The organism is Hungatella sp. SL.1.14 (genome assembly GCF_024460495.1).
GTDB lineage: Bacteria > Bacillota > Clostridia > Lachnospirales > Lachnospiraceae > Hungatella > Hungatella hathewayi.
Map to the genome: position 1 here is coordinate 1 of NZ_JANFYJ010000039.1, position 22,950 is coordinate 22,950.

21 protein-coding genes are annotated in these 22,950 nt (G+C 50.4%); 20 read left to right on the forward strand and 1 reads right to left on the reverse strand.

Annotated features, from left to right (window positions below):
* The first annotated feature begins 271 nt into the window (after positions 1 to 271).
* The 16 genes from pheS to NE473_RS27610 all read left to right on the forward strand — a co-directional run bounded on the left by pheS (position 272) and on the right by NE473_RS27610 (position 18,941).
* On the forward strand, positions 272 to 1,291 hold the full coding sequence (gene pheS, locus NE473_RS27535) for a phenylalanine--tRNA ligase subunit alpha (RefSeq protein ID WP_022032772.1): 1,020 nt from the start codon (positions 272 to 274) through the stop codon (positions 1,289 to 1,291).
* A gap of 20 nt (positions 1,292 to 1,311) precedes the next feature.
* Positions 1,312 to 3,732: a phenylalanine--tRNA ligase subunit beta gene (gene pheT, locus NE473_RS27540; RefSeq protein WP_055651893.1), complete on the forward strand. Its 2,421-nt coding sequence runs from the start codon at positions 1,312 to 1,314 to the stop codon at positions 3,730 to 3,732.
* Positions 3,733 to 3,914: 182 nt separating this feature from the next.
* A complete protein-coding gene (locus NE473_RS27545) occupies positions 3,915 to 5,186 on the forward strand; it encodes a phosphopyruvate hydratase family protein (RefSeq protein ID WP_055651894.1) in 1,272 nt (423 codons plus the stop codon).
* Positions 5,187 to 5,266: 80 nt separating this feature from the next.
* Positions 5,267 to 5,500, forward strand: coding sequence for a preprotein translocase subunit SecG (gene secG / locus NE473_RS27550; protein ID WP_002603794.1), 234 nt, complete (start codon positions 5,267 to 5,269; stop codon positions 5,498 to 5,500).
* Positions 5,501 to 5,667: 167 nt separating this feature from the next.
* Entirely contained in the window at positions 5,668 to 7,809 is a 2,142-nt protein-coding gene (rnr, locus tag NE473_RS27555; protein ID WP_341461042.1) for a ribonuclease R, read from the forward strand.
* A 14-nt stretch (positions 7,810 to 7,823) separates the two neighbouring features.
* Complete coding sequence (gene smpB, locus NE473_RS27560) at positions 7,824 to 8,288, forward strand: SsrA-binding protein SmpB (RefSeq protein ID WP_022032768.1); 465 nt, start codon at positions 7,824 to 7,826, stop codon at positions 8,286 to 8,288.
* Between the two features lie 187 nt (positions 8,289 to 8,475).
* Complete coding sequence (locus tag NE473_RS27565) at positions 8,476 to 10,431, forward strand: BMP family ABC transporter substrate-binding protein (RefSeq protein WP_022032767.1); 1,956 nt, start codon at positions 8,476 to 8,478, stop codon at positions 10,429 to 10,431.
* A gap of 4 nt (positions 10,432 to 10,435) precedes the next feature.
* Positions 10,436 to 11,056 (forward strand): metallophosphoesterase family protein, encoded by a 621-nt coding sequence (locus NE473_RS27570; RefSeq protein ID WP_006777030.1) that lies wholly within the window; start codon positions 10,436 to 10,438, stop codon positions 11,054 to 11,056.
* A gap of 23 nt (positions 11,057 to 11,079) precedes the next feature.
* Positions 11,080 to 12,876, forward strand: coding sequence for a sensor domain-containing diguanylate cyclase (locus NE473_RS27575; protein WP_006777029.1), 1,797 nt, complete (start codon positions 11,080 to 11,082; stop codon positions 12,874 to 12,876).
* 18 nt (positions 12,877 to 12,894) lie between these two features.
* Positions 12,895 to 14,028: a LuxE/PaaK family acyltransferase gene (locus tag NE473_RS27580; protein WP_256265446.1), complete on the forward strand. Its 1,134-nt coding sequence runs from the start codon at positions 12,895 to 12,897 to the stop codon at positions 14,026 to 14,028.
* Complete coding sequence (locus NE473_RS27585; RefSeq protein WP_256265447.1) at positions 14,015 to 15,217, forward strand: acyl-CoA reductase; 1,203 nt, start codon at positions 14,015 to 14,017, stop codon at positions 15,215 to 15,217. Before NE473_RS27580 ends, NE473_RS27585 begins: the two co-directional genes overlap by 14 nt.
* Before the next feature lie 17 nt (positions 15,218 to 15,234).
* A complete protein-coding gene (locus NE473_RS27590; protein ID WP_256265448.1) occupies positions 15,235 to 15,753 on the forward strand; it encodes a nitroreductase family protein in 519 nt (172 codons plus the stop codon).
* A gap of 157 nt (positions 15,754 to 15,910) precedes the next feature.
* Positions 15,911 to 16,600 (forward strand): YczE/YyaS/YitT family protein, encoded by a 690-nt coding sequence (locus tag NE473_RS27595; protein WP_256265449.1) that lies wholly within the window; start codon positions 15,911 to 15,913, stop codon positions 16,598 to 16,600.
* 233 nt (positions 16,601 to 16,833) lie between these two features.
* Complete coding sequence (ilvN, locus tag NE473_RS27600; protein WP_002603814.1) at positions 16,834 to 17,334, forward strand: acetolactate synthase small subunit; 501 nt, start codon at positions 16,834 to 16,836, stop codon at positions 17,332 to 17,334.
* 106 nt (positions 17,335 to 17,440) lie between these two features.
* A complete protein-coding gene (gene ilvC / locus NE473_RS27605; protein WP_022032753.1) occupies positions 17,441 to 18,451 on the forward strand; it encodes a ketol-acid reductoisomerase in 1,011 nt (336 codons plus the stop codon).
* Positions 18,452 to 18,620: 169 nt separating this feature from the next.
* Positions 18,621 to 18,941 (forward strand): winged helix-turn-helix transcriptional regulator, encoded by a 321-nt coding sequence (locus tag NE473_RS27610; protein ID WP_055651907.1) that lies wholly within the window; start codon positions 18,621 to 18,623, stop codon positions 18,939 to 18,941.
* Between the two features lie 125 nt (positions 18,942 to 19,066).
* Here NE473_RS27610 and NE473_RS27615 read toward each other — a convergent pair whose 3' ends face one another.
* Positions 19,067 to 19,963, reverse strand: coding sequence for a LysR family transcriptional regulator (locus NE473_RS27615; RefSeq protein ID WP_055651900.1), 897 nt, complete (start codon positions 19,961 to 19,963; stop codon positions 19,067 to 19,069).
* A gap of 129 nt (positions 19,964 to 20,092) precedes the next feature.
* On the opposite strand from NE473_RS27615, the gene leuC reads away from it, so the two are divergent.
* The 4 genes from leuC to ybaK all read left to right on the forward strand — a co-directional run bounded on the left by leuC (position 20,093) and on the right by ybaK (position 22,769).
* Positions 20,093 to 21,358, forward strand: coding sequence for a 3-isopropylmalate dehydratase large subunit (gene leuC / locus NE473_RS27620; RefSeq protein WP_022032750.1), 1,266 nt, complete (start codon positions 20,093 to 20,095; stop codon positions 21,356 to 21,358).
* Between the two features lie 26 nt (positions 21,359 to 21,384).
* Positions 21,385 to 21,870 carry a 3-isopropylmalate dehydratase small subunit gene (gene leuD / locus NE473_RS27625; protein ID WP_022032749.1) on the forward strand — a complete coding sequence of 162 codons (486 nt, stop codon included), beginning with the start codon at positions 21,385 to 21,387 and terminating at the stop codon, positions 21,868 to 21,870.
* Between the two features lie 164 nt (positions 21,871 to 22,034).
* On the forward strand, positions 22,035 to 22,229 hold the full coding sequence (locus tag NE473_RS27630; RefSeq protein ID WP_055651901.1) for a hypothetical protein: 195 nt from the start codon (positions 22,035 to 22,037) through the stop codon (positions 22,227 to 22,229).
* Between the two features lie 66 nt (positions 22,230 to 22,295).
* On the forward strand, positions 22,296 to 22,769 hold the full coding sequence (ybaK, locus tag NE473_RS27635; RefSeq protein ID WP_055651902.1) for a Cys-tRNA(Pro) deacylase: 474 nt from the start codon (positions 22,296 to 22,298) through the stop codon (positions 22,767 to 22,769).
* The last annotated feature ends 181 nt before the right edge of the window (positions 22,770 to 22,950 follow it).

The following is a 22,950-nucleotide window of genomic DNA, read 5'->3' on the forward strand; positions in this document are numbered from 1 at the left end:
CGTTAAAAATATGCTGGAAAGTGTTCATAAGACTATTATAAGAAAAAAGCAGCAAAAAGGAAGTCCCTAAATTCCCCTCATGAATGAGGGGCTAGGGGAGTTGAAGTGCCGAAGGCACTTTCTTGTGTAATAGGAAAGTGCTCCTATTACATAAAAAATTCTATCATGGGAAAGTACTCCTGTGATATCAAAAAGCCCTCCGGTGTGGGAGCCGGGCCGGGGGGACTCTTTAGTTATTACAACCAATGATATTATAAAGAAGGAGAGTATGATGAAAGATCAATTAGACAAAATCAGAGAAGATGCATTGAAGCAGATCGAAGCGTCGGACGCGTTGGAAAAGCTGAATGAGATCAGGGTCGCTTATTTGGGAAAAAAGGGTGAGCTGACCAGTGTGCTGAAGAGTATGAAGGACGTTCCGCCGGAGGAGAGGCCGAAGGTAGGACAGATGGTCAACGATGCCCGCGCCATCATCGAAAACAGGCTGGAGGAGGCCAAGGCATCTCTGGCAAAGAAGGCGAGAGAAGAGCAGATGAAGAGAGAAGTGATCGACGTGACTCTTCCTGCAAAGAGAAACAATGTAGGCCACAGCCATCCGAACACCATCGCGCTGGAAGAAGTAGAGCGCATCTTTGTCGGCATGGGCTACGAAGTGGTGGAAGGTCCGGAAGTGGAGTATGACTTATATAATTTTGAAAAACTGAACATTCCGAAGAACCATCCGGCCAGAGACGAGCAGGATACCTTCTATATTAACGATTCCATCGTGTTAAGAAGCCAGACATCTCCGGTACAGGTCCGCACCATGGAGCAGGGGAAGCTGCCGATCCGTATGATTGCTCCGGGACGCGTATTCCGTTCCGATGAGGTGGATGCGACCCATTCCCCATCCTTCCATCAGATTGAAGGCCTGGTGATCGACAAGAACATTACGTTTGCCGATTTAAAGGGAACGCTGGCAGAATTTGCAAAGGAACTGTTCGGACCGGAGACGAAAGTAAAATTCCGTCCCCATCATTTCCCGTTCACAGAGCCCAGCGCCGAAGTGGATGTCACCTGCTTTAAATGCGGCGGCAGCGGCTGCCGGTTCTGCAAAGGCTCCGGCTGGATCGAGATTTTAGGATGCGGCATGGTTCATCCCAATGTTCTGCGCATGAGCGGCATTGATCCGGATGAGTACTCAGGCTTCGCCTTCGGCGTCGGCCTCGAGCGTATTGCGCTTTTAAAGTATGAGATCGACGACATGAGACTGTTATATGAAAATGATATTCGGTTCTTAAGACAGTTCTAGGGAAAGGAAGGAAAAAAGAGATGAATACACCATTATCATGGATTAAAGCATATGTTCCGGACTTAGATGTCAGCGACCAGGAATATACAGATGCGATGACATTAAGCGGTACGAAAGTAGAAGGCTTCGAACGCCTTGACAGGAATTTAGAGAAGATCGTAGTCGGCCGGATCGACAAAATTGAACGTCACCCGGATGCGGATAAGCTGATCATCTGCCAGGTGAATATCGGCGGAGAAACCATACAGATTGTGACAGGTGCGCCCAATGTAAAGGAAGGCGATAAGGTTCCGGTTGTTTTAGACGGCGGAAAGGTAGCGGGAGGCCATGACGGCGGACCCCTGCCGGAGAACGGCGTGGCGATTAAAAAGGGCAGGCTTCGCGGTATAGAGTCAAACGGCATGCTCTGCTCCATCGAGGAACTGGGTTCCTCTAAAGAAATGTATCCGGATGCCCCGGAGAGCGGTATCTACATTCTGCCGGAAGACGCAGAGACAGGCGCTGACGCCATCGAGGTGCTGGGCCTTCGCGACAGCGTATTCGAGTATGAGATCACCTCCAACCGCGTGGACTGCTACAGTGTAATCGGTATTGCCAGAGAAGCAGCGGCTACCTTTGACAAGCCGTTTCAGCCTCCTGTTGTTACGGCTACCGGAAATGATGAGGATATCAACAGCTATTTAAAAGTATCCGTGGAGGACAGTCATCTCTGCCCGCGTTACTGCGCGCGAATGGTGAAAAATATCAAACTTGCTCCGTCACCGTCATGGATGCAGCGGCGCCTGGCTGCATGTGGAATCCGCCCGATCAACAACATCGTGGATATTACAAACTACGTAATGGAAGAATATGGACAGCCCATGCATGCGTTTGACTATGACCTTCTGTCAGGCCATGAAATCATTGTGAAATGTGCGAAGGACGGGGATGTATTCCAGACGCTGGACGGTCAGGAGAGGAAACTGGACAGCTCCATCCTGATGATCAACGACGGAGAAAAGGAAGTCGGAATCGCGGGCATTATGGGCGGTGAAAACTCCAAGATCACCGATGACGTGAAAACCATGGTATTTGAATCCGCCTGCTTCGACGGAACGAATATCCGCCTCTCTGCAAAGAAGGTGGGACTCCGTACCGACGCTTCCGGAAAATATGAAAAGGGCCTTGATCCCAATAACGCGGAGGCAGCCGTAAACCGTGCATGCCAGCTGATCGAGGAGCTGGGAGCCGGAGAGGTAGTCGGCGGCATGATCGACATCTATCCGGAAAAGAGAGTGGAAAAGAGAATTCCGTTTGAGCCGGAGAAGATGAATAAGCTTCTGGGAACGGAGGTCTCCGAAGACACCATGCTGGGCTACTTTAAGAAGCTGGATCTGGGATATGACGCCGATGCGCGTGAAATTATTGTGCCGACCTTCCGTCAGGATTTAAACTGTATGGCAGATATGGCAGAAGAGGTTGCCAGATTCTACGGCTATGACAAGATTCCGGTAACGCTTCCGTCAGGAGAAGCCACAACCGGCAAGCTGTCGTACAAGCTGCGCGTGGAAGAGGTGGCGAGAGAGGTTGCCGAATTCTGCGGATTCTCCCAGGGTATGACGTATTCCTTTGAGAGCCCCAGGGTCTTTGACAGACTGAAGCTTCCGGCTGACAGCCCGCTTCGTAAGACAGTGGGAATCTTAAATCCGCTGGGCGAGGATTTCAGCATCATGAGAACGTCTCCGCTGCACGGTATGTTAAGCTCCTTGTCGACGAACTATAACCGAAGAAATAAAAATGTCCGTTTATACGAACTGGCGAATATCTATCTTCCCAAATCCCTTCCGCTGACAGAACTTCCGGACGAGCGGATGCAGTTTACGCTGGGAATGTACGGCGACGGTGATTTCTACGATATGAAGGGTGTGATTGAGGAATTCTTCGACAAAGCCGGTATGCATAAGAAACCGCATTATAATCCGGATGATAAAAAGAGTTACCTCCATCCGGGCAGACAGGCAGATATCGTTTACGACGGAGTTACGGTGGGGTATTTAGGCGAGGTCCATCCGGACGTAGCGGATAACTACAAAATCGGTGAGAGAACGTATGTGGCGGTAATTGACATGCCTTCTATGATTCCGTTCACCACGTTCGACCGCAAATATACAGGCATCGCGAAGTACCCGGCTGTATCCAGAGATATCAGCATGGTAGTACCCAAGGATGTACTGGTAGGCCAGATCGAGGATGTGATTGAGCAGCGAGGCGGAAAGCTTCTTGAGAGCTACCAGCTGTTCGACATCTACGAGGGAGCTCAGATTCTTGCGGGATTTAAGTCGGTGGCGTATTCCATCACCTTCCGCGCTAAGGATCACACGCTGGAGGACAAGGAAGCAGGAGCGGTTATGAATAAGATTCTGAACGGTCTGCAGGCACTTGGAATTGAACTGAGAGCATAAAACGAAACAGCATCGAAAATTGACGCCGTCCGGCGGGAGAATATCCTCTTGCCGGGCGGCGTTTCTTTCTGAAACTACAATTTTGAGCTGTTTCAGAGTCAGTTTTACGCAGCAGGTATAAAGTGACGGAGTTGTGTTCATCCTTACAGAAAATGGATTGTTTTTGTAAGGAGGAATGCAGAATGACAGAAGGTCTTGAAATTATAGAGGTAACCGGGAGGCGGCTGTTTGATTCGGAAGGACTGCCGGCCGTGGAGGCGGAAGTAGAACTGGAAAACGGAGCGAGAGGCCGGGCTATGGTGGCTCTCTGCGAAAACAGCGGGAACACGGAGCAGATGATGGAGGTGCTGTCAGAGTGCGTACTGTTTGAGGATGCGTCGGATCAGAGAGGCGTTGACAAGATTCTGGAAGAGACCGCCTCTTCCGTCGGCACCGCAAAATGCGGCGGCTTTTTAACCGCGGTTTCCATGGCGGTTTCCCGGGCAGCCGCTGCAGGGCTTGGTATGCCTCTTTACCGGTATTTGGGAGGGACCGCGCCCGGCCGTCTGCCGGTTCCCATGATGACGATGATAAGCGGCGGCCGATACGGAAGAAATAACTCTCTCGACATGGAGTCCTATATGGTGGTTCCTGTGGGAGCGGCCTCCTTTCGGGAAGGCGCAGCGAGGTGTATGGAGGTTTATCAGGCGCTGAAACGGCTGCTTACGATCTCCGGACATCAGACCGGAGTGGGGGAAGACGGCGGCTTCGTGCCGGATTTGAGAAATTCGGAGGAGGCTCTGGAGTATGTGATGAAAGCCATGACTCTGTGCGGCTGCGAGCCGGGGAAAGATATGTGTATGGCAATCGGAGCCGGCGCGGGAGCACTCTATCACGAAGGAACCGGGTTCTATCAGTTTAAAGGGGAAAGCAGGATGACAGGCGTTCCCGTCGAACGGGACAGAAACGATATGATGGCATTCTATATCCGCCTGATGGACGGATTTCCGGTCTGTGCTGTCTTCGACGGCCTTGCCGAGTCGGATGCAGAGGGCTGGGGATTACTGACGAAGATCCTTGGAAACCGCGCTGTCTTCATCGGACAGCACCAATACCGGGAGCCCGGCGGCATAAATCCGTATGAAAGAGGCTGGACCGGTCTTTCGGACTGGACCGGGGTGGAGGAAAATGCGGCAGGTATTTCCCTGTGCGGAGCAAAGAGTGTGACCGCAGCCATGGAGATGGCGGAGCTGGCGAAAAAAAACGGGCTTAAACTTGCGGTTTCCCAGGGGTACGGCGAGACAGAGGATCCCTATGCCGCCGATTTTGCTGCGGCCGTAAATGCAGACTGGATCAGGGCGGGGGCCCCGTGCCGGTCGGAACGGACCTCAAAGTATAATGAGCTTCTGAGGATTGAAGAATGGATGAGCGGATACCATTCCCTCCCTGCTTCCATCTGCTGCGATAAAATGTGAAAATTAAAAAAATGCAGTTGTATTTATGGAAAAAATATGATATGATTACCATGTTTGACTATAGGAGGTGGAAAAGGGACATGATCAGAACGATTTTATCAATCATATTTGTTATCATATGTATTGCATTATCTGCAATTATTTTGCTGCAGGAAGGGAAAACACAGGGCTTGGGTTCCATCGGCGGTATGGCGGATACTTACTGGGGAAGAAACAAAGGCCGTTCCATGGAAGGTAAACTGGAGAAATTTACAAGATACGGAGCGATTCTGTTTTTCGTTCTTGCATTAGTATTGAATCTGAATATACTGTAAAGATTAAACACTCTTGTGGTCAGGCGGCAAGGGTGTTTTTCATATCATGGGAAAGTGCTTCTATAATGAATGGGAAATGCCCTTCGGACGGGATTCTTTCCTGCATCTTTCGGGCATAATGGTAAAGCAGAGTAAAACGCAGCGAAAAAACAGAAAACGAGGAAATTATGACAGAGGAACAATTGACACAGAGAAAGAGCATGATACTGAAGCTGGTGGAAGAACCGGCCTACGTTCCGATGAAGCTGAAGGAGATGGCGATTCTTTTGGATGTGCCGAAGGGGCAGAGAGAAGAACTGAAGGAAGTGCTGGATGCACTGCTGGCAGAGGGAAAGATCGGTATCTCTAAAAAAGGAAAGTACGGCAAGCCGGATATCGGCGCCATAACCGGAATATTCAGCGGCCATCCGAGGGGATTTGGTTTTGTGACCGTGGAAGGGCGGGACCAGGATGTCTTTATACCCGAGGATAAGACGGCTGACGCCATGAACGGTGATACCGTGCAGATTGCCGTCGAGGCAGAGGGCGAGGGCTCGAAACGGGCCGAGGGCCGTGTCCTGCGCGTTCTGGAGCATGCGAACAGGACGGTGATCGGATATTATCAGAAGAATAAGAATTTTGGATTTGTCATTCCGGACAACCAGAAGATCGGCAAAGATATATTCATTCCCCAGGGGAAAGACATGGGGGCCATGACCGGTCACAAGGTGGTGGCGGTGCTTACGGATTTTGGCGGAAGCCAGAAAAAGCCCGAGGGTGTGGTAACGGAGATCCTGGGACACGTAAACGATCCGGGAACGGATATCATATCCATCGTGAAAGCGTACGGTCTTCCGGAGGAATTTCCCGACGAGGTGATGCAGCAGGTGGAGAAAATTTCCGACGACGTTACCGACCGCGAGCGGGAAGGCAGACTGGACTTACGCGGCTTGCAGACGGTCACCATCGACGGCGAGGATGCGAAAGACCTGGATGACGCCATTTCCATATCGAAGGAGAACGGTGTATATACATTGGGCGTCCATATTGCGGATGTCAGCCATTACGTGACGGAGAACAGTGCGCTGGATGAGGAAGCGCTTAAGAGGGGAACCAGCGTCTATCTGGTAGACCGGGTGATTCCCATGCTTCCCCATAAGCTGTCCAACGGAATCTGCTCCCTGAACCAGGGGGAGGACCGTCTGGCGCTCAGCTGCATCATGGAGATCGATGAGGCGGGCAATGTGACCGGACACCGGATTGCAGAGACGCTTATCAACGTGGACCGGCGTATGACCTATACGGCAGTGAACGCAGTCGTGACAGACCGTGACGAGGCAGTGATGGAGGAGTACAGGGAATTCGTTCCCATGTTCCTTCTTATGAAGGAGCTGGCTGATATCCTGAGAGAGAAGAGAAAGAGCAGGGGATCGATCGATTTTGACTTCCCGGAGACGAAGGTGGTTCTGGATAAAAACGGAAAACCGCTGGAGATTATGCCGTACGAGCGGAATGCGGCGACGAAGATCATCGAAGATTTCATGCTGATTGCCAATGAGACCGTGGCGGAGGACTATTTCTGGCAGGAGCTTCCATTCCTGTACAGAACCCATGATAATCCTGATCCGGAGAAGATGAAGAGCCTGGCTACGTTTATCAATAACTTTGGCTATTCCATCCGGTTCCATAACGGAGAGGTTTATCCGAAGGAAGTCCAGAAGCTGCTGGTGAAGGCGGAAGACACACCGGAGGAGGCGCTGATCAGCCGCCTGGCGCTTCGTTCCATGAAGCAGGCTAAGTATACGGTGGTGAACACGGGGCATTTTGGACTGGCGGCGAAGTACTATACCCACTTTACCTCTCCCATCCGGCGGTATCCGGATTTGCAGATTCACCGGATCATCAAGGAGAATTTAAGAGGCGGACTGAGCGAAAAGAGAACGGCCCACTACGATAAGATTCTGACCGGCGTTTCAGTCCAGACCTCCGCCATGGAGCGGCGGGCGGATGAGGCGGAACGCGAGACTGTGAAGATGAAGAAATGTGAGTATATGGCGGGCCATATCGGCGAGGAATTTGACGGCGTCGTATCGGGAGTAACAAACTGGGGGCTCTATGTGGAGCTTCCCAACACGGTGGAAGGTCTGATCCGGGTAGGTGAGTTAAAGGACGATTATTACCGTTTTGATGAAGAACATTATGAACTGGTCGGCGAGATGACGAGAAAGGTATACAAACTCGGACAGCCGATCCGCGTCATGGTCACGGGAACCGATAAGCTGGCCAGGACGATCGACTTTATTCCCGCAAGAACTTTTACAGAGGAATAACAGGAGGAAAAAGGATGGGGAAAGAGAGCTTTAAGCTGGTTGCCAATAACAAGAAGGCATACCATGATTACTTTATCGATGAGAAATACGAGACCGGCATTGAACTGGCCGGCACGGAAGTGAAGTCCATCCGGATGGGCAAATGCAGCATTAAGGAAGCCTTTGTGAGAATCGACAAGGGGGAAGTATGGGTATACGGCATGAATATCAATCCGTACGAGAAGGGCAATATCTTCAATAAAGACCCCTTAAGACCGAGGAAACTGCTGATGCACCGGGCTGAGATCAGTAAGCTGGATTCCAAGATCGCGGTGAAGGGCTATACAATTGTGCCCCTCCAGGTTTATTTTAAGGGAAGCCTGGTGAAGCTGGAGATCGGTCTGGCACGAGGTAAGAAGCTCTATGATAAGAGGGAAGATATCGCGAAAAAGGATCAGAAACGGGAACTGGAACGTGACTTTAAGATAAGAAATCTATAATATGACGCAGTCTGCGTCCCTGGGAAGCTATGGCAGTAAGCGTGGATTCCCGGGGACTGGACTGTGTTTTTTTGTCTTTGGGAATCCGTGTCCAAACATGGAATGAGGTCTTTCACGAATTACGTGTTTGTGGTATACTGTAAAAGACGAACATACAATAAGAGGAAAACTGAGAGGAGAATCGGTTATGGCGCTTTATGACTATTCAGGTGCTTTGAAAAAAGGAAGAAAACAGTATCAGGTTTCCGTGGCAAAGGGAGAGTATCCTTATCTTCCCGTGCTGGACGATATCCTTTCCTACACGGATATCATTTCAGAAGTGAATCTGGGACTGATGGATGTCCCGCTGGATAAGATCGTTGGAACAAAAACAAAAGGCAGAACGAGTGCCTTTGCCAATAATTTTATGCCTCTGCTGGCAGAGAAGTCGGAGTTTGGGGCGAAATGGGCGTATTTATACGACCATCAGATAGAAGAGGGGATCCATGATCCCATCGTTGCGTATGAATTTATGAATCAATATTATGTGCAGGAGGGCAATAAGCGTGTCAGCGTGCTCAAATATGTGGGTGCATTCAGCATCACGGCCTCGGTGACCCGTCTGATCCCGAAGAGAACGGATGATCTCGACAACCGCCTCTATTATGAATTCCTGGAGTTTTACCAGGTGTCCTTTAACTGTGATGTCTGGTTCAGCCAGGAGGGCTGCTACGACCGCCTGTTAAAGGCTATGGGAAAGGCCCCGGAAGAGGTGTGGAGCGAGGACGACAGGATCTATTTCAAATCCGCCTACGACCAGTTTTCCAAGGCGTTCCGCGCATTTGGAGGGAGTTCCTATGAGATGACGTGCTCTGACGCCTTCCTTGTCTATGTCGAACTGTTCGGCTATGATGTGGTGAAGTTAAAGACTGAAGGGGAGATCACAAAGGATCTGGCGAAGATTAAGGATGAACTCCTGCTGGCATCCAGAGGCAGCAAGATTGCCCTGGTAGAGCAGCCGGAAGAGGTGGAAGAGCAGGATAACGGCCCGTTAAAGATCATTAACTGGCTCCGCCCATCCCAGAACATCGAACCTGAGATGCTGAAGATTGCATTTATCCATGCGAAGACCGCTGAGACGTCCAGCTGGACCTACGGCCATGAGCTGGGACGCATGTATCTGGAGCAGGCCTTTGAGGGCCGGTTAAAGACGGTTGCGTTCTTCGAGGCCGACACGGATGCAGAGATTGCGAACGCCATCGACCTGGCGATAGCGGCCAGGTGCAACATGATCTTTACGACGGCCTCCCAGATGATCGGTTTAAGCGTCAAGGCTGCCATCGAGCATCCGGAGGTGAAGATTTTCAACTGTTCCGTCAACATGTCGTATTCATCTGTCTGCACCTATTATGCCAGAATGTATGAGTCGAAATTCCTGATGGGCGCGCTGGCCGCTTCCATGGCGCAGTGTGATAAGCTGGGATATATTGCGGATTATCCGATCTACGGAACCATCGCCAACATCAACGCATTTGCCCTGGGCGCGCGTATGATCAACCCATACGTCAAGGTTCATTTGGAGTGGGCGAGGGTAAAAGGCAGGAATGCCCGGGAGGAACTGGAGAAGGAAGGAATCGCGTTTATCTCCGGAGAAGACATGATCACGCCGAAGACCGCGTCGAGAGAGTACGGTTTATATAAAATAGAGTCCGACGGAGAATTCCGGAATCTGGCGACGCCGATCTGGCACTGGGGAAAATTCTACGAGAGAATCGTGAATATCACCTGCCGCGGCGGCTCCGATGTGAAGGAAATGAAGGGAAAGCAGGCCATCAACTACTGGTGGGGAATGTCGGCGGATGTGATCGATGTCATCTGTTCCCAGAATCTGCCTCACGGCACCAACCGGCTGATTACGTTCCTGAAGAATTCGATCCGAAGCGGAAGCTTCCAGCCGTTTGTAGGGACCATCTATTCACAGGATGGGACGATTCAGTGTGAGGAGGAACAGAGGCTTTCTCCGGAAGAGATCATCACGATGAACTGGCTGGCTGACAACGTGGTGGGAAAGCTTCCTGAATTTGATGAACTGACAGAGGAGGCACAGTCGCTGGTAAGGCTTCAGGGACTGACGATATACGACAATGCGGTGATGGAGGAATAATGGTTTGAAGATTCTGGTACTGGCTGATGAGGAGTCAAAATCCCTTTACGAGTACTTCTCACCCGAGAAGATCAAAGGGGTGGACTTAATTATTTCATGTGGGGATTTAAAGGCTTCCTATCTGACGTTTTTTGCCACCTTCTCCCATGCGCCGCTTCTGTATGTAAAAGGCAATCACGACGGACATTACGAAGACCGGCCGCCGGAAGGTTGCGTCTGCATCGAGGATGACATCTTTGTATTCCGAGGCGTGCGGATTCTGGGCCTGGGAGGTTCCATGGAGTATATTCCGGGAGCCGATAACCAGTATACGGAGAGAGGGATGGAGCGGAGAATTAAAAAGCTCTGGTGGAAGTTAAAGAAGAACAAAGGGTTTGACATTCTGGTGTCTCACGCGCCTGCATATCAGATTAACGATATGCAGGATCTGCCCCACCGGGGGTTTGCGTGTTTTAAAGACCTGATGGACAAGTATATGCCTAAATATTTTATCCATGGCCATGTCCACGCCAACTACGGCGGCGGTTTCAAACGCGAGGATACATACGGGGAAACCAGAATTGTCAATGCATATGAATATTATATCTTTGATTATCCGGAAAACGGAGAACAAACGACATCATAATTCCGGAAAGGGGGGATGATCCCATGGACGTGTTTTACCGGCCTGAACTTTCTGTTCAGACGCTTTTGATGGATGCAAATACCGTACAGGAAACAGCAGAGAATCTGGCTGATTATATCAATCATCTGATGAGCGCCGATTCGGTACTCCTGGTTCGTCTGGACAATCAGATGCGTTACAAGGAATCTGGTTCCTGGAAAGCCGGAAATGACGGGGAGAACGGCGTGGAGGCAGTCATGAGGCAGTGGCTTCCGCGGCTGGTGGAAAGCTGGAATAAGAGAGAAAAGCTGTCCTGCGGGGAACTGAAGGACTTTTGCCAGGCACTCACACCTTATACCGTGCCGGGCGGTTATCTGACGATTCTGCCGATCTGCAATCATATACGGTTTGTAGGATTTGCGGTATTCGGGAAAAGGGCCGAGGAGGGTGACTGGACGGATAAGGAGCTGCCTGTTCTCCGGTTCCTGCTGTCGATTATCGCGGTGACATTTGCAAACAAGAATCTGTATGAAGACTATATGCTGCAGAACTGGGTATATAATACCATGATGGGACGCATGCAGGCGAACTTATATGTGACGGATATTCACACGGACCAGATTCTGTTCATGAATAAAACCATGCAGGAGGCATTCGGCCTTGAGAATCCGGTGGGAAAGGTCTGCTGGCAGGTTCTCCAGAAGGGAATCAAAGGCAGATGCCCGGGCTGTCCTGTTACGAGGCTTACGGAGTCGGGGGAAGAGGGCGTTTACAGACGTTGGGAAGAATACAATACTGTGACGGGCCGCTACTACGATAATTACGACAGTCTGATGAAATGGACAGACGGCTCCACCGTTCATTTTCAGCATTCGCTGGATATCACGGCTTCCAAAAAACTGTCGAAGGAGGCCAGCACGGATGAGCTGACGGGACTTCTCAACCGGAGAGGCGGGAAGAACCGGCTGGCGGAGATGCTGAATATGGCCAGACATCAGGAGGAGGTTCTGACGGTCTGCATGTACGATGTCAATTCCTTAAAAAAGGTCAATGATACATTCGGACACCGGGAGGGGGATAACCTTCTGCGGGTCATTGCCAACATGGTAAAGAGCGTTTTGACCGAACGGGATTTTGCATGCCGTTTAAGCGGAGATGAATTTCTGATTACGTTTGCAGGAAAGACGGAGCAGGAAGCAGATGAACTGATTAAGCTGGTGGAAGAGCGGTTGCTGGCAGTGCGCAGACAGGACAGGATTCCTTACGAACTGAGCTTCTGTACGGGAATTTTAGAATTGAAGCCGGAGCACACCATGAGTGTGACGGATATTCTGCGGGAAGTGGACGAGCGCATGTATGACCAGAAGCGCCAGTATCATATGCGGCAGGGAAAAGAGTCGGTTCTGGCGGCGTCCGAAGCCCAATGGCGCCTTTTAAAACCGGAGGCGTTTGACTACGACCAGCAGTATCTGTATGATGCGCTGGTAGAGAGTACGGATGATTATCTGTACGTATGCGATATGGCGACCAATACCTTCCGGTACAGCAGGAAGCTGGTGGAAGAGTTTGCTTTTCCGGGTGAGGTGATTCAAAATGCCGCAGATATCTGGCGCTCCATTATCCATCCGGCAGACTGGGAACGGTTCTGGGAATCGAACCAGGCGGTCAGCGACGGGCGGACCGTGAGCCATGAGGTCGAATACAGGGCGAGAAACCGGAAGGGGCAGTGGATAAAGCTTCACTGCCGCGGTCACGTGGCTCAGAACTCTGCGGGAGAGCCGCGGGTATTTGCCGGATTTATAGCGAATGAAGGCCAGTGGTTTCCGGAGTGGACCGAATAGAACGACAGGAGTAAGGCGATGGATTACAGAACGAAGCTGTGTTTCTGCAGGGATATCTATGATCAGAGAGCGAGTGACAGAACTTTTATGGAGGCAGTCCGCAGGAATGTGGACTGCCATCTCTTAAAATGCAAAGATTACAGGCGGATTTTAGAGAGCCGGGGATTTTCGCGGAGCGATGGCCAAAGGGTTATGAACGCCGGGGAGGTGCCCTGCATTCCGACTTTGTTTTTTAAATACCACGATCTGTATTCCGTGCCGGAAGCTTCGATGGTGATAAAGGCCACCTCCTCTGGCACCGGGGGAGTAAAGAGCAGGATTGGATTTGATAAAAAGAGTCTTTTCTTTGCCGGAGTCGCTGCAGGACGAGTCATTGCACGCCATGGACTGTTTTCCGTGCGTCCGGTGCACTATGTGATTCTGGGATTTCCGCCAGGAAAAGAAAATCAGACGGCGATCAGCAGGACGCAGCGGCTCAGCACGATGTTTGCGCCTGCGCTCAGCCGGAAGTATGCGCTGCGAAAAGGAAAACACGGATACCGCCCTGATTTTAACGGACTGCTGGAGGCCCTCCGGCGTTACGGAAGGGGAAATGCCCCGGTCCGGATCATTGGTTTTCCTGCATACCTCTATTTCTTTTTAAAGGAGATGGAGCGAAACAGAATCTTTATCCGTCTGCCAAAGCATTCCATGATTATGGCCGGCGGCGGCTGGAAGCAGTTTTATAAAGAGACGGTGGACAAACGGGAATTGTACAGGCTTGGAGAGAGGCATCTCGGTATCCCGGAGAGCCATTTCCGGGAGTTTTTCGGCGCGGTGGAGCATCCGGGCGTATACTGTGACTGTCCGAACCACCATTTTCATATTCCTGTGACGAGCCGCGTTGTAATCCGTGACGTGGATACGCTGGAGCCGGTCGGATACGGAACGACCGGACTGGTGAACTTAATCAGTCCGCTGGCGGAAAGTATGCCTCTTGTGAGTATACTGACCGATGATCTGGGCGTCCTGCACCGCGGCTGTGAGTGCGGCTGCGGAATCGAAGCACCGTACCTGGAGATCATTGGCAGGACCGGTGTCCCCGAGATCCGGACGTGTGCGGCCGGAGCGGAAGAAGTGTTAAAGGAGGCTGGACGGAGTGCGTTACGATGAACTGGAACAAAAGACAACAGCCCTGCTGGAACAGCCCCCTCTTTCCAGAACTGTGGTTATCGAAGCCTGCGGCCGCTTCTCGGAGCTTTTAAATGGCGGCGCCTATGATGAGAAGATTCGGGAATACGGAATGGAGAAGCTTCTGACGGGAGAAATGATATCCAGGGCAGCCTCGTTACTCAGAGCAGATGCGTTAAAGAAACGGGTGGAAACAGAGCTTTCCGGTTTTCAGAATCAGTTTCTCATGCCTCTGGGCGTCCTTATGCATGTGACTGCCGGCAATATGACCGGTATCGGAGCGTACAGCGTGCTGGAGGGGCTCCTGGCCGGCAATATCAATCTGCTGAAGCTCTCGTCTGCGGACGACGGCCTCTCGGTATTCCTGCTCCGGGAACTGATTCGTATCGAACCTGTGCTGGCAGACTATATCTACACCTTCCGGATACCATCCGGAGACAGGGAGCGGCTTTTGAAGCTTTTAACGCTTTCCGACGGTGTATGCACGTGGGGCGGCGACGAGGCTGTCCGGGGAATCCGGAGTCTGGCGCCTGCGGGGATGAAGCTGATCGAGTGGGGGCACCGGCTCAGCTTTGCCTGCGTCACCAGGGCGTGTACAGAACGTGAGGAAGCGCTTCAGGCAATCGCAGATCACATGATCCGGACAAATCAGCTGCTGTGCAGCTCCTGCCAGGGGATCTATGTGGAGGCGGAAGGAAGGGAGGCAGAGGAATTCAGCCGCCGCTTCCTGAAGCTGCTGGAATATTCCTATGAGAAATATGGGAATAAAGAAGCCGGTTTCCGTGGCTTAAGTACCATCCGGATGTACCGGAAGGAACTGGAGACTGCCATGACAGGAGAACACATGTTCTGGGGCGACGGGGTCAGTGTTACCCTGGCGGAAGATCCGAAGCTTCAGCTGTCACTGATGTATGGAAGCTGCTGGGTGAAGCCGGTGAACCGGGAGAGACTCGTGGAAATCCTGAGAAAAGACAGGGGAAAGCTCCAGACCGCGAGGCTGGTCTGCCTGGAGGAAGAAGAGCAGGAGATGGTCCGGATACTGGCCAGGGCAGGAGTCAACCGGATTCTGACAGGACGGGAACCGGATTCAGAAGTGTATTTTGACAGCCACGACGGAGAGTATCCGCTGATCCGGTATTCCAGGATCATTGCGGCCGACATCCGGCGTTAAGACAAGGAGGATAAGATATGAATGAAACAATTAATAATCTGATCGACAGAAGAAGCGTCCGTGCCTACACGGAGAAGGCCATCCCGGAGGAGGCGATGGAACTGATCTTAAAGGCTGGAACGTATGCTCCTTCAGGCATGGGAAGACAGCCGGTTGTCTTTGTGGCAGTGGAGAAGAAGGAGGTGCGTGACAGGCTGTCCAGGATGAATGCCGCGATCATGGGAACCGATTCCGATCCGTTTTACGGTGCTCCGGTCGTAATCGTGGTTCTGGCGGCCCGAAGTGTCCCCACCTGTCTGTATGACGGATCACTGGCTATGGGGAACCTGATGACGGCAGCACATTCGCTGGGAATCGATTCCTGCTGGATTCACCGGGCAAAGGAGGAATTTGACAGCCCAGAGGGAAAAGCACTCCTGGAGGAATGGGGGATTCACGGAGATTACGAGGGAATCGGCCACTGTATACTTGGATACAGGAGCTGTGAATATCCCGAGGCAAAGCCCAGAAAAGAAGGAACTGTGATACGAATCTAAAAATAATTTAGGTGATCTAAAATATTTTTGTGCAATGTGATGATTTTTTATATGGATGTTGGGCTACAATGTCCATTGAAGTGTGCATTTTTTCATGTTATGATAAAATAACAAAAAAATTTAGAATCTAAAAATAATTTTTAGGAGAAATGCGCGCATGGATCATCACGTGATAATGAAAAAGTACCGGATGTTTTTGTATGGAATGATTGTGGCCGCTTTAGGGATCAGCATGATTACAAAGGCGGAGCTTGGGACGTCTCCGATCACGAGTCCGTCTTATGTCCTGACGTTTATCTTTCCTTACAGCCTGGGTGCTTTTGTACTGGCGGTGAACAGTACTCTGTTTCTGCTTGAATGTCTCGTTCTGGGACGCGGCTTTAAAAAGATTCAGCTGCTCCAGCTTCCGGCAACACTGATCTTTTCCGCCTGCATTGACGGCTGGATGTGGGTTTTGTCATTCTGGACACCGGTGTTCTATCTGCAGAAGGTCCTTTTGCTTCTCGCCGGCTGTGCAGCGCTGGGGCTGGGCGTGGCTTTAGAAGTGGTGCCGGATGTGCTGATTCTTCCGGGAGAGGGGCTTGTCCGCGCGATATCACGCAGGAAAAGCTGGGATTTCGGTCTTGTAAAGACGTGCTTTGATCTCAGTCTTGTGCTTGCAGCCGTTCTCCTTTCAGTTTTCTGTCTGGGTCATGTGGGAGGAATCCGGGAAGGCACTGTGGCGGCTGCGTTTCTGGTAGGCGGTATTTCCAAATTCTTTATCCGCCATATCACGGAATTTGACAGAAATCACAGAGCACTGTTCGTGCGTGAGGAGGAGGAAAGACTTCTGGTGACGGAAGAATAGGGGAGGGCGGAAGCTTAAGAATGAAAGGTGGAAAGTCCGACCCTGGCAAACGCAGACAAACATGAAGCGTTCGCCAGGGTTGGACTTTTTGTTCCAGCCCGCATTGATGACTAAATACCACCCGAATCATGAAGTATAACCTGAATTTATAATACACATTACTTTTATGTAGTTGACAAATAGAAGCAAGGTTGTTATCATTAAAATTACTATAAAAAAAGGCGGGGATATGAATGGAAAGAATCGTATTATCGTTGCTGGTTGACAATACTTCCGGTGTTTTAAGCCGTGTGGCAGGGCTGTTCAGCCGCCGTGGCTACAACATTGAGAGCCTTACCGTGGGTGTCACCGCGGATGAGAGATATTCCAGGATGACAGTGGTTTCCATCGGAGACCAGGAAATTCTGGACCAGATCGAGAAGCAGCTTCGCAAGCTGGAGGATGTGCGCGACATTAAGGAATTGAAGCCGGGGCATTCCGTATACAGGGAGCTGATCTTAGTCAAGGTTCGGGCCAATGCCAGTGAACGGCAGGCGGTCAGTGCCATTGCGGATATATTCCGCGCTACTATTGTCGATGTCGGCAAAGATTCTCTGACAGTCATGCTGACAGGCGACCAGTCGAAGCTGGATGCGCTTATCAATCTTCTGGAAGACTATGAGATTCTGGAACTGGCAAGAACAGGCCTTACGGGACTTTCCAGAGGTTCCGACGACGTCCGTTACTTACCGTAGTTTTATGAAGTTAGCTAGAGGTGTTGCCAAAGGCGGACAGAGAGTCGTCGGCACAGTTCCTTTAACAATAATAATATGAATACATATATGAGGAGGAAATAAAAAGATGGCAAAGATTTATTATCAGGAAGACTGTAACTTATCCTTATTAGAAGGAAAGACCATTGCAGTCATCGGATACGGCAGCCAGGGACATGCACATGCATTAAACTTAAAGGAATCCGGCTGTAACGTAATTGTAGGACTTTATGAGGGCAGCAAGTCATGGGCCAAGGCAGAGGCACAGGGCTTAACCGTTTATACAGCAGCAGAGGCGGCAAAGAAGGCAGATATCATCATGATCTTAATCAACGATGAGAAGCAGGCCGCCATGTACAAGGAATCTGTAGAACCGAATCTGGAAGAGGGCAACATGCTGATGTTTGCACACGGCTTCGCGATTCATTTTGGACAGATCGTACCTCCGAAGAATGTAGACGTTACCATGATCGCACCGAAGGCACCTGGCCACACCGTGAGAAATGAGTATGTGGTTGGCAGAGGAACACCGTGTCTCGTAGCGGTTCATCAGGATTATACAGGCAAGGCAAAAGATATGGCACTGGCTTACGCGCTGGCATTAGGCGGAGCAAGAGCAGGCGTCTTAGAGACCACCTTTAAGGTAGAGACAGAGACAGACCTTTTCGGCGAGCAGGCTGTATTATGCGGCGGTGTATGCGCACTGATGAAGGCCGGTTTCGAGACTCTGGTAGAGGCCGGATATGCACCTGAGAACGCTTATTTCGAATGTATCCATGAGATGAAGCTGATCGTAGACTTAATCTTCGAGAGCGGATTTGCCGGCATGAGATATTCCATCTCCAATACAGCTGAGTACGGCGATTACATCACCGGACCGAAGATCGTAACAGACGAGACCAAGAAGGCTATGAAGAAGGTTCTGACAGATATTCAGGACGGTACCTTTGCAAAGGACTGGCTGCTTGAGAATCAGGTGGGCTGTTCTCACTTCAACGCGATGAGAAGAAAAGAAGCAGAGCATCCAGCTGAGAAGGTTGGTGCAGAGTTGAGAAAGCTTTACAGCTGGAATGACGGCGGCAAGCTGATCGACAACTAAGCAGAATACAGAGAATATTTTCTCCTCCCAGGGGAAGAAACGACAGGGAGACGGGAGATGGAGGGTTGCCGCCATCTCCCGTCTCTATTTATGCTATAGGTACCAAGAAGATACTAATGGGAATTTCCTGAGGACAAAGCAGTCGATGAAGCAGGGAAAGGAAAAGGCTATGGAAAAGATATTGCCGGCATGTCCGGTTGAGACGACGCTGATGCTGATCAGCGACAGATGGAAAGTATTGATTATCCGGGATCTGATGGATGGAACGAAGCGCTTTGGAGAGCTGAAGAAGTCCATCGGTTCCATTTCACAGAAGGTGCTGACTTCCAATCTGCGGGAGATGGAGGCAGACGGGCTGGTGAACAGAAAGGTCTATGCGGAAGTGCCTCCCAGAGTGGAGTACACACTTACGGATACTGGTTACAGCTTGAAACCGATTCTGGATGCAATGGTCGAATGGGGACTGGAATATAAGAGAAAGCAGAACTGAACAGGCTGCAGAGGGCATGAGACCAGTACAGAAGCAAGAAGCAGACAAACGGGACCGCCCGGGAAAGCAGATCACTGCCGTCTCGTGCGGTCCCCAATTTTGTAGTGTTATCTTATTCGCTGCGTTTATGAAATCGGAAAGCTGCCGCAGAAGGAGAGAAAGTCTTCCAGCGCTCTGGAGGTTCCTCCGGGGTTATAGGCAAAACCGATGGTGCGTTTTTTGATCGGCCATTTCATGGGAATCGTAACCAGCATCCGCTTATCCAGTTCCTCCTGAACGAATTCCCGGATCACACAGCCGATTCCAAGACCGATTTTGGCGAACTCGATGAGGATATCCATGGTGTTTACCTCCAGTACCTGGCTGGGGACGATCTGATGCTCACTCAGATACTCGTCGATGTACTTTCTCGTCATGTTGTTCCGGTCCAGAAGCAGGATATTGCCGGTCTGGAAGATATCTGTATTCCGGCCCTCACGGAGATATAAGTTGTCCAGATACGGTTTGGTAGAGACAAAGATATCCTGAATATCCATTACCGGAACGAAGATCAGCGGTTTCCTGCTGGACGGTTCGGCGATCAGTCCCAGATCAATGTGCTGCTGTTCCAGCATGGCGATGGTGTGTGTGGTGGACTGGCTTTCAATGGTGATCTTCACATGCGGATACTTTTCTATGAACCCCTTTAAGTAAGGAAGCAGGATATATTTGCAGAGCGTATTGCTCACGCCGATGCGGAGATGGCCGATATTAAAATCCTTGATACGCTTCAGCTCATTCTCCCCGCGACTCAGTGCCTCGAAGGCGGATTCCGTGTGATGAAAGAGCAGTTCGCCCTCGCTGGTCAGTTGAACCCCTCTGGAATTCCGGGTAAATAAGGAGACGCCTAAACTGTCCTCCAGTTTGCTGATGGATTTACTGATGGCGGGCTGACTGATGTAGAGCTCCTTGGCGGCCTTGGAGATATTCCCGGCCTTTGCCACTTCGTAGAAAATCTTATATTGCGAAAGGTTTTGTTCCATGTATGCCTCTTTTCTTGATATAACTGACTATTATAGTAAGTATTCATATTATGTATTTCTATTATATCAATAAGTATGTTAGAATGTAAAGCAGAAAATGAGAACAGGTTTTGAAGGAGGATATAGATTATGGGAATGACTATGACCCAGAAAATTTTAGCGGCTCATGCCGGACTTTCGGAAGTGAAAGCCGGACAGTTAATTGAGGCGGACTTGGATCTCGTATTGGGGAATGATATCACCTCGCCGGTGGCTATCAATGAGATGAAAAAATTCGACACGCAGACAGTTTTCGACAAGGACAAGATTGCTCTCGTCATGGACCATTTTATCCCGAACAAGGATATCAAATCTGCGGAAAACTGCAAGTGCTGCCGTGATTTTGCATGCAGACATGAGATTAGCAACTACTTTGACGTGGGGCAGATGGGAATTGAACACGCACTGCTTCCGGAAAAAGGGCTTGTGGTGGCAGGCGACGCAGTGATCGGTGCCGACTCCCATACGTGTACATACGGCGCCCTCGGTGCATTTTCCACCGGTGTGGGAAGTACGGACATGGCGGCCGGTATGGTGACGGGGAAAGCCTGGTTTAAAGTACCATCTGCACTGAAGTTTGAACTGGTAGGAAAACCGAACGGCTGGGTCAGCGGAAAAGACGTTATTTTACATATTATCGGCATGATTGGCGTCGATGGCGCCCTCTATAAATCCATGGAGTTCACCGGCGACGGGATTAAGAATTTGACCATGGACGACCGTTTTACCATCTGTAACATGGCCATCGAGGCAGGCGGAAAGAACGGAATTTTCCCTGTGGATGATCTGGCGGTTCAGTACATGAAGGACCATTCCAAGCGGGATTTCACCGTCTATGAGGCGGATCCTGATGCAGAGTATGACGAGGTCTATACCATTGATTTATCGGAACTGAAACCGACGGTGGCATTCCCGCATCTTCCGGAGAATACGAAGACCATCGGCTCCTTCGGGGATATCCCTGTGGACCAGTCCGTGATCGGCTCCTGTACCAACGGCCGGATCGATGATATGAGAATCGCCGCCAGGGTCATGAAGGGCAGAAAAGTGGCGAAGAACGTCCGCTGTATCGTAATACCGGCGACGCAGGAGATCTATCTGCAGGCCATGAGAGAAGGGCTTCTGGAGATATTTATCGAGGCGGGAGCGATCGTGAGCACGCCGACCTGCGGACCGTGTCTGGGCGGTTACATGGGAATTCTGGCAGCAGGAGAACGCTGTATCTCCACGACGAACAGGAATTTTGTAGGCCGTATGGGGCATGTAGATTCTGAGGTGTATCTGGCAAGTCCTGCCATTGCGGCAGCCAGCGCCATCACGGGAAAGATTTCAGCGCCGGAAGAACTCGGCTTATAGATAGAAGAGATAAGGAGGACAGATTCATGAAAGCGACAGGTTCCGTTTTTAAGTATGGGGACAATGTGGATACGGATGTCATCATTCCGGCCAGATATTTAAACATCACGGATGGATATGAGCTTGCCAGGCACTGCATGGAAGACATCGACAAAGACTTTGTGAAAAATGTAAAAAAAGGCGATATTATCGTAGCAAATAAGAATTTTGGCTGCGGCTCTTCCAGAGAGCATGCGCCGCTGGTAATCAAGTGTGCGGGGGTCAGCTGTGTCATAGCGGAGACCTTTGCAAGGATTTTCTACCGCAACGCCATCAATATCGGTCTGCCGATCATCGAATGCCCGGAGGCCGCTAAGGCCATCTCCGCCGGTGACGAGGTGGAAGTCGATTTTGACAGCGGCATCATTACGAATAAGACGACGGGAGAGTCATATGAAGGCCAGGCGTTCCCGCCGTTTATGCAGAAGATTATTTCTGCAGGGGGATTGATTCCATATATAAATCAGAAGTAGGGTACCGTCCTGAAAACGGGAGCAGGAGGAGTCCGATAGACCAGAGACAGCATGCTGGCATATCCGGGCTCCTCTGTGATTTTTACTGATGACAGGCAGTGTGATATGATTTATATTATATAGAAGAAACACATCAAAAACTGTCGAAAGGGAGGAAGAGCCGTATGACGATTCAATTTGCCGCGGAGGAGGACACGGGGCTGATCCTGCGATTTATAAAGGAACTTGCCGATTATGAGGGAATGCTTTCCGAGGTGGAGGCGACGGAACCGCTGCTGCGGGAATGGATTTTTGAGAAGAAAAAGGCTGAGGTGCTGATTGGACTGGACGGTATACCGGATCGCCGGAGACCAGCTTAAGATGCTTTCGGAACGGGATGAATCACCGGGGTATGGGAAGTAGATAATCAGAAAGGAGTTTATCAGATGGTAAAGACAAATGCCATGCGTATGCTGGACAAGGCAAAAATTGAGTACAGAACAAAGGAATACGAGGTGGATGAGAGCGACTTATCGGGAAGCCATGCTGCGGACATGATGGGAGTGGATCACGGAAGCGTATTTAAGACTCTGGTGCTGAAAGGGGAGAAGACGGGGTACTTAGTCTGCTGCATTCCTGTGGATGCGGAACTGGATCTGAAGAAAACGGCCAGGGCTGCAGGCGATAAGAAGGTGGAAATGATCCCCATGAAGGATCTTCTGGCCGTTACGGGGTACATCAGAGGTGGATGTTCTCCCATCGGGATGAAGAAGCAATTCCCCACTTTTGTCGAAGAAAGTGCTGTTTTGTATGATGAGATCGCCATAAGCGCCGGATTAAGAGGCCAGCAGATCCTGATCGCCCCACAAACACTGGTGACTTTCATCCGGGGAAATTTTGCTTCTTTGACCTTTGAATAGTTTACATAAAACAAAAACGCAAAAAAGTACAAAAATTGCAGCTTTAAATAAGTAACAGAAATGTAACATATTTGTAAAGAGTAAATAACAAATATAGATAAATAATGAGGCGAAAATGGAAAATAAAATGTGATAAATATACAAAAAATACAAAAAGTCAGAAAAGCGGCAAAGGAAAATA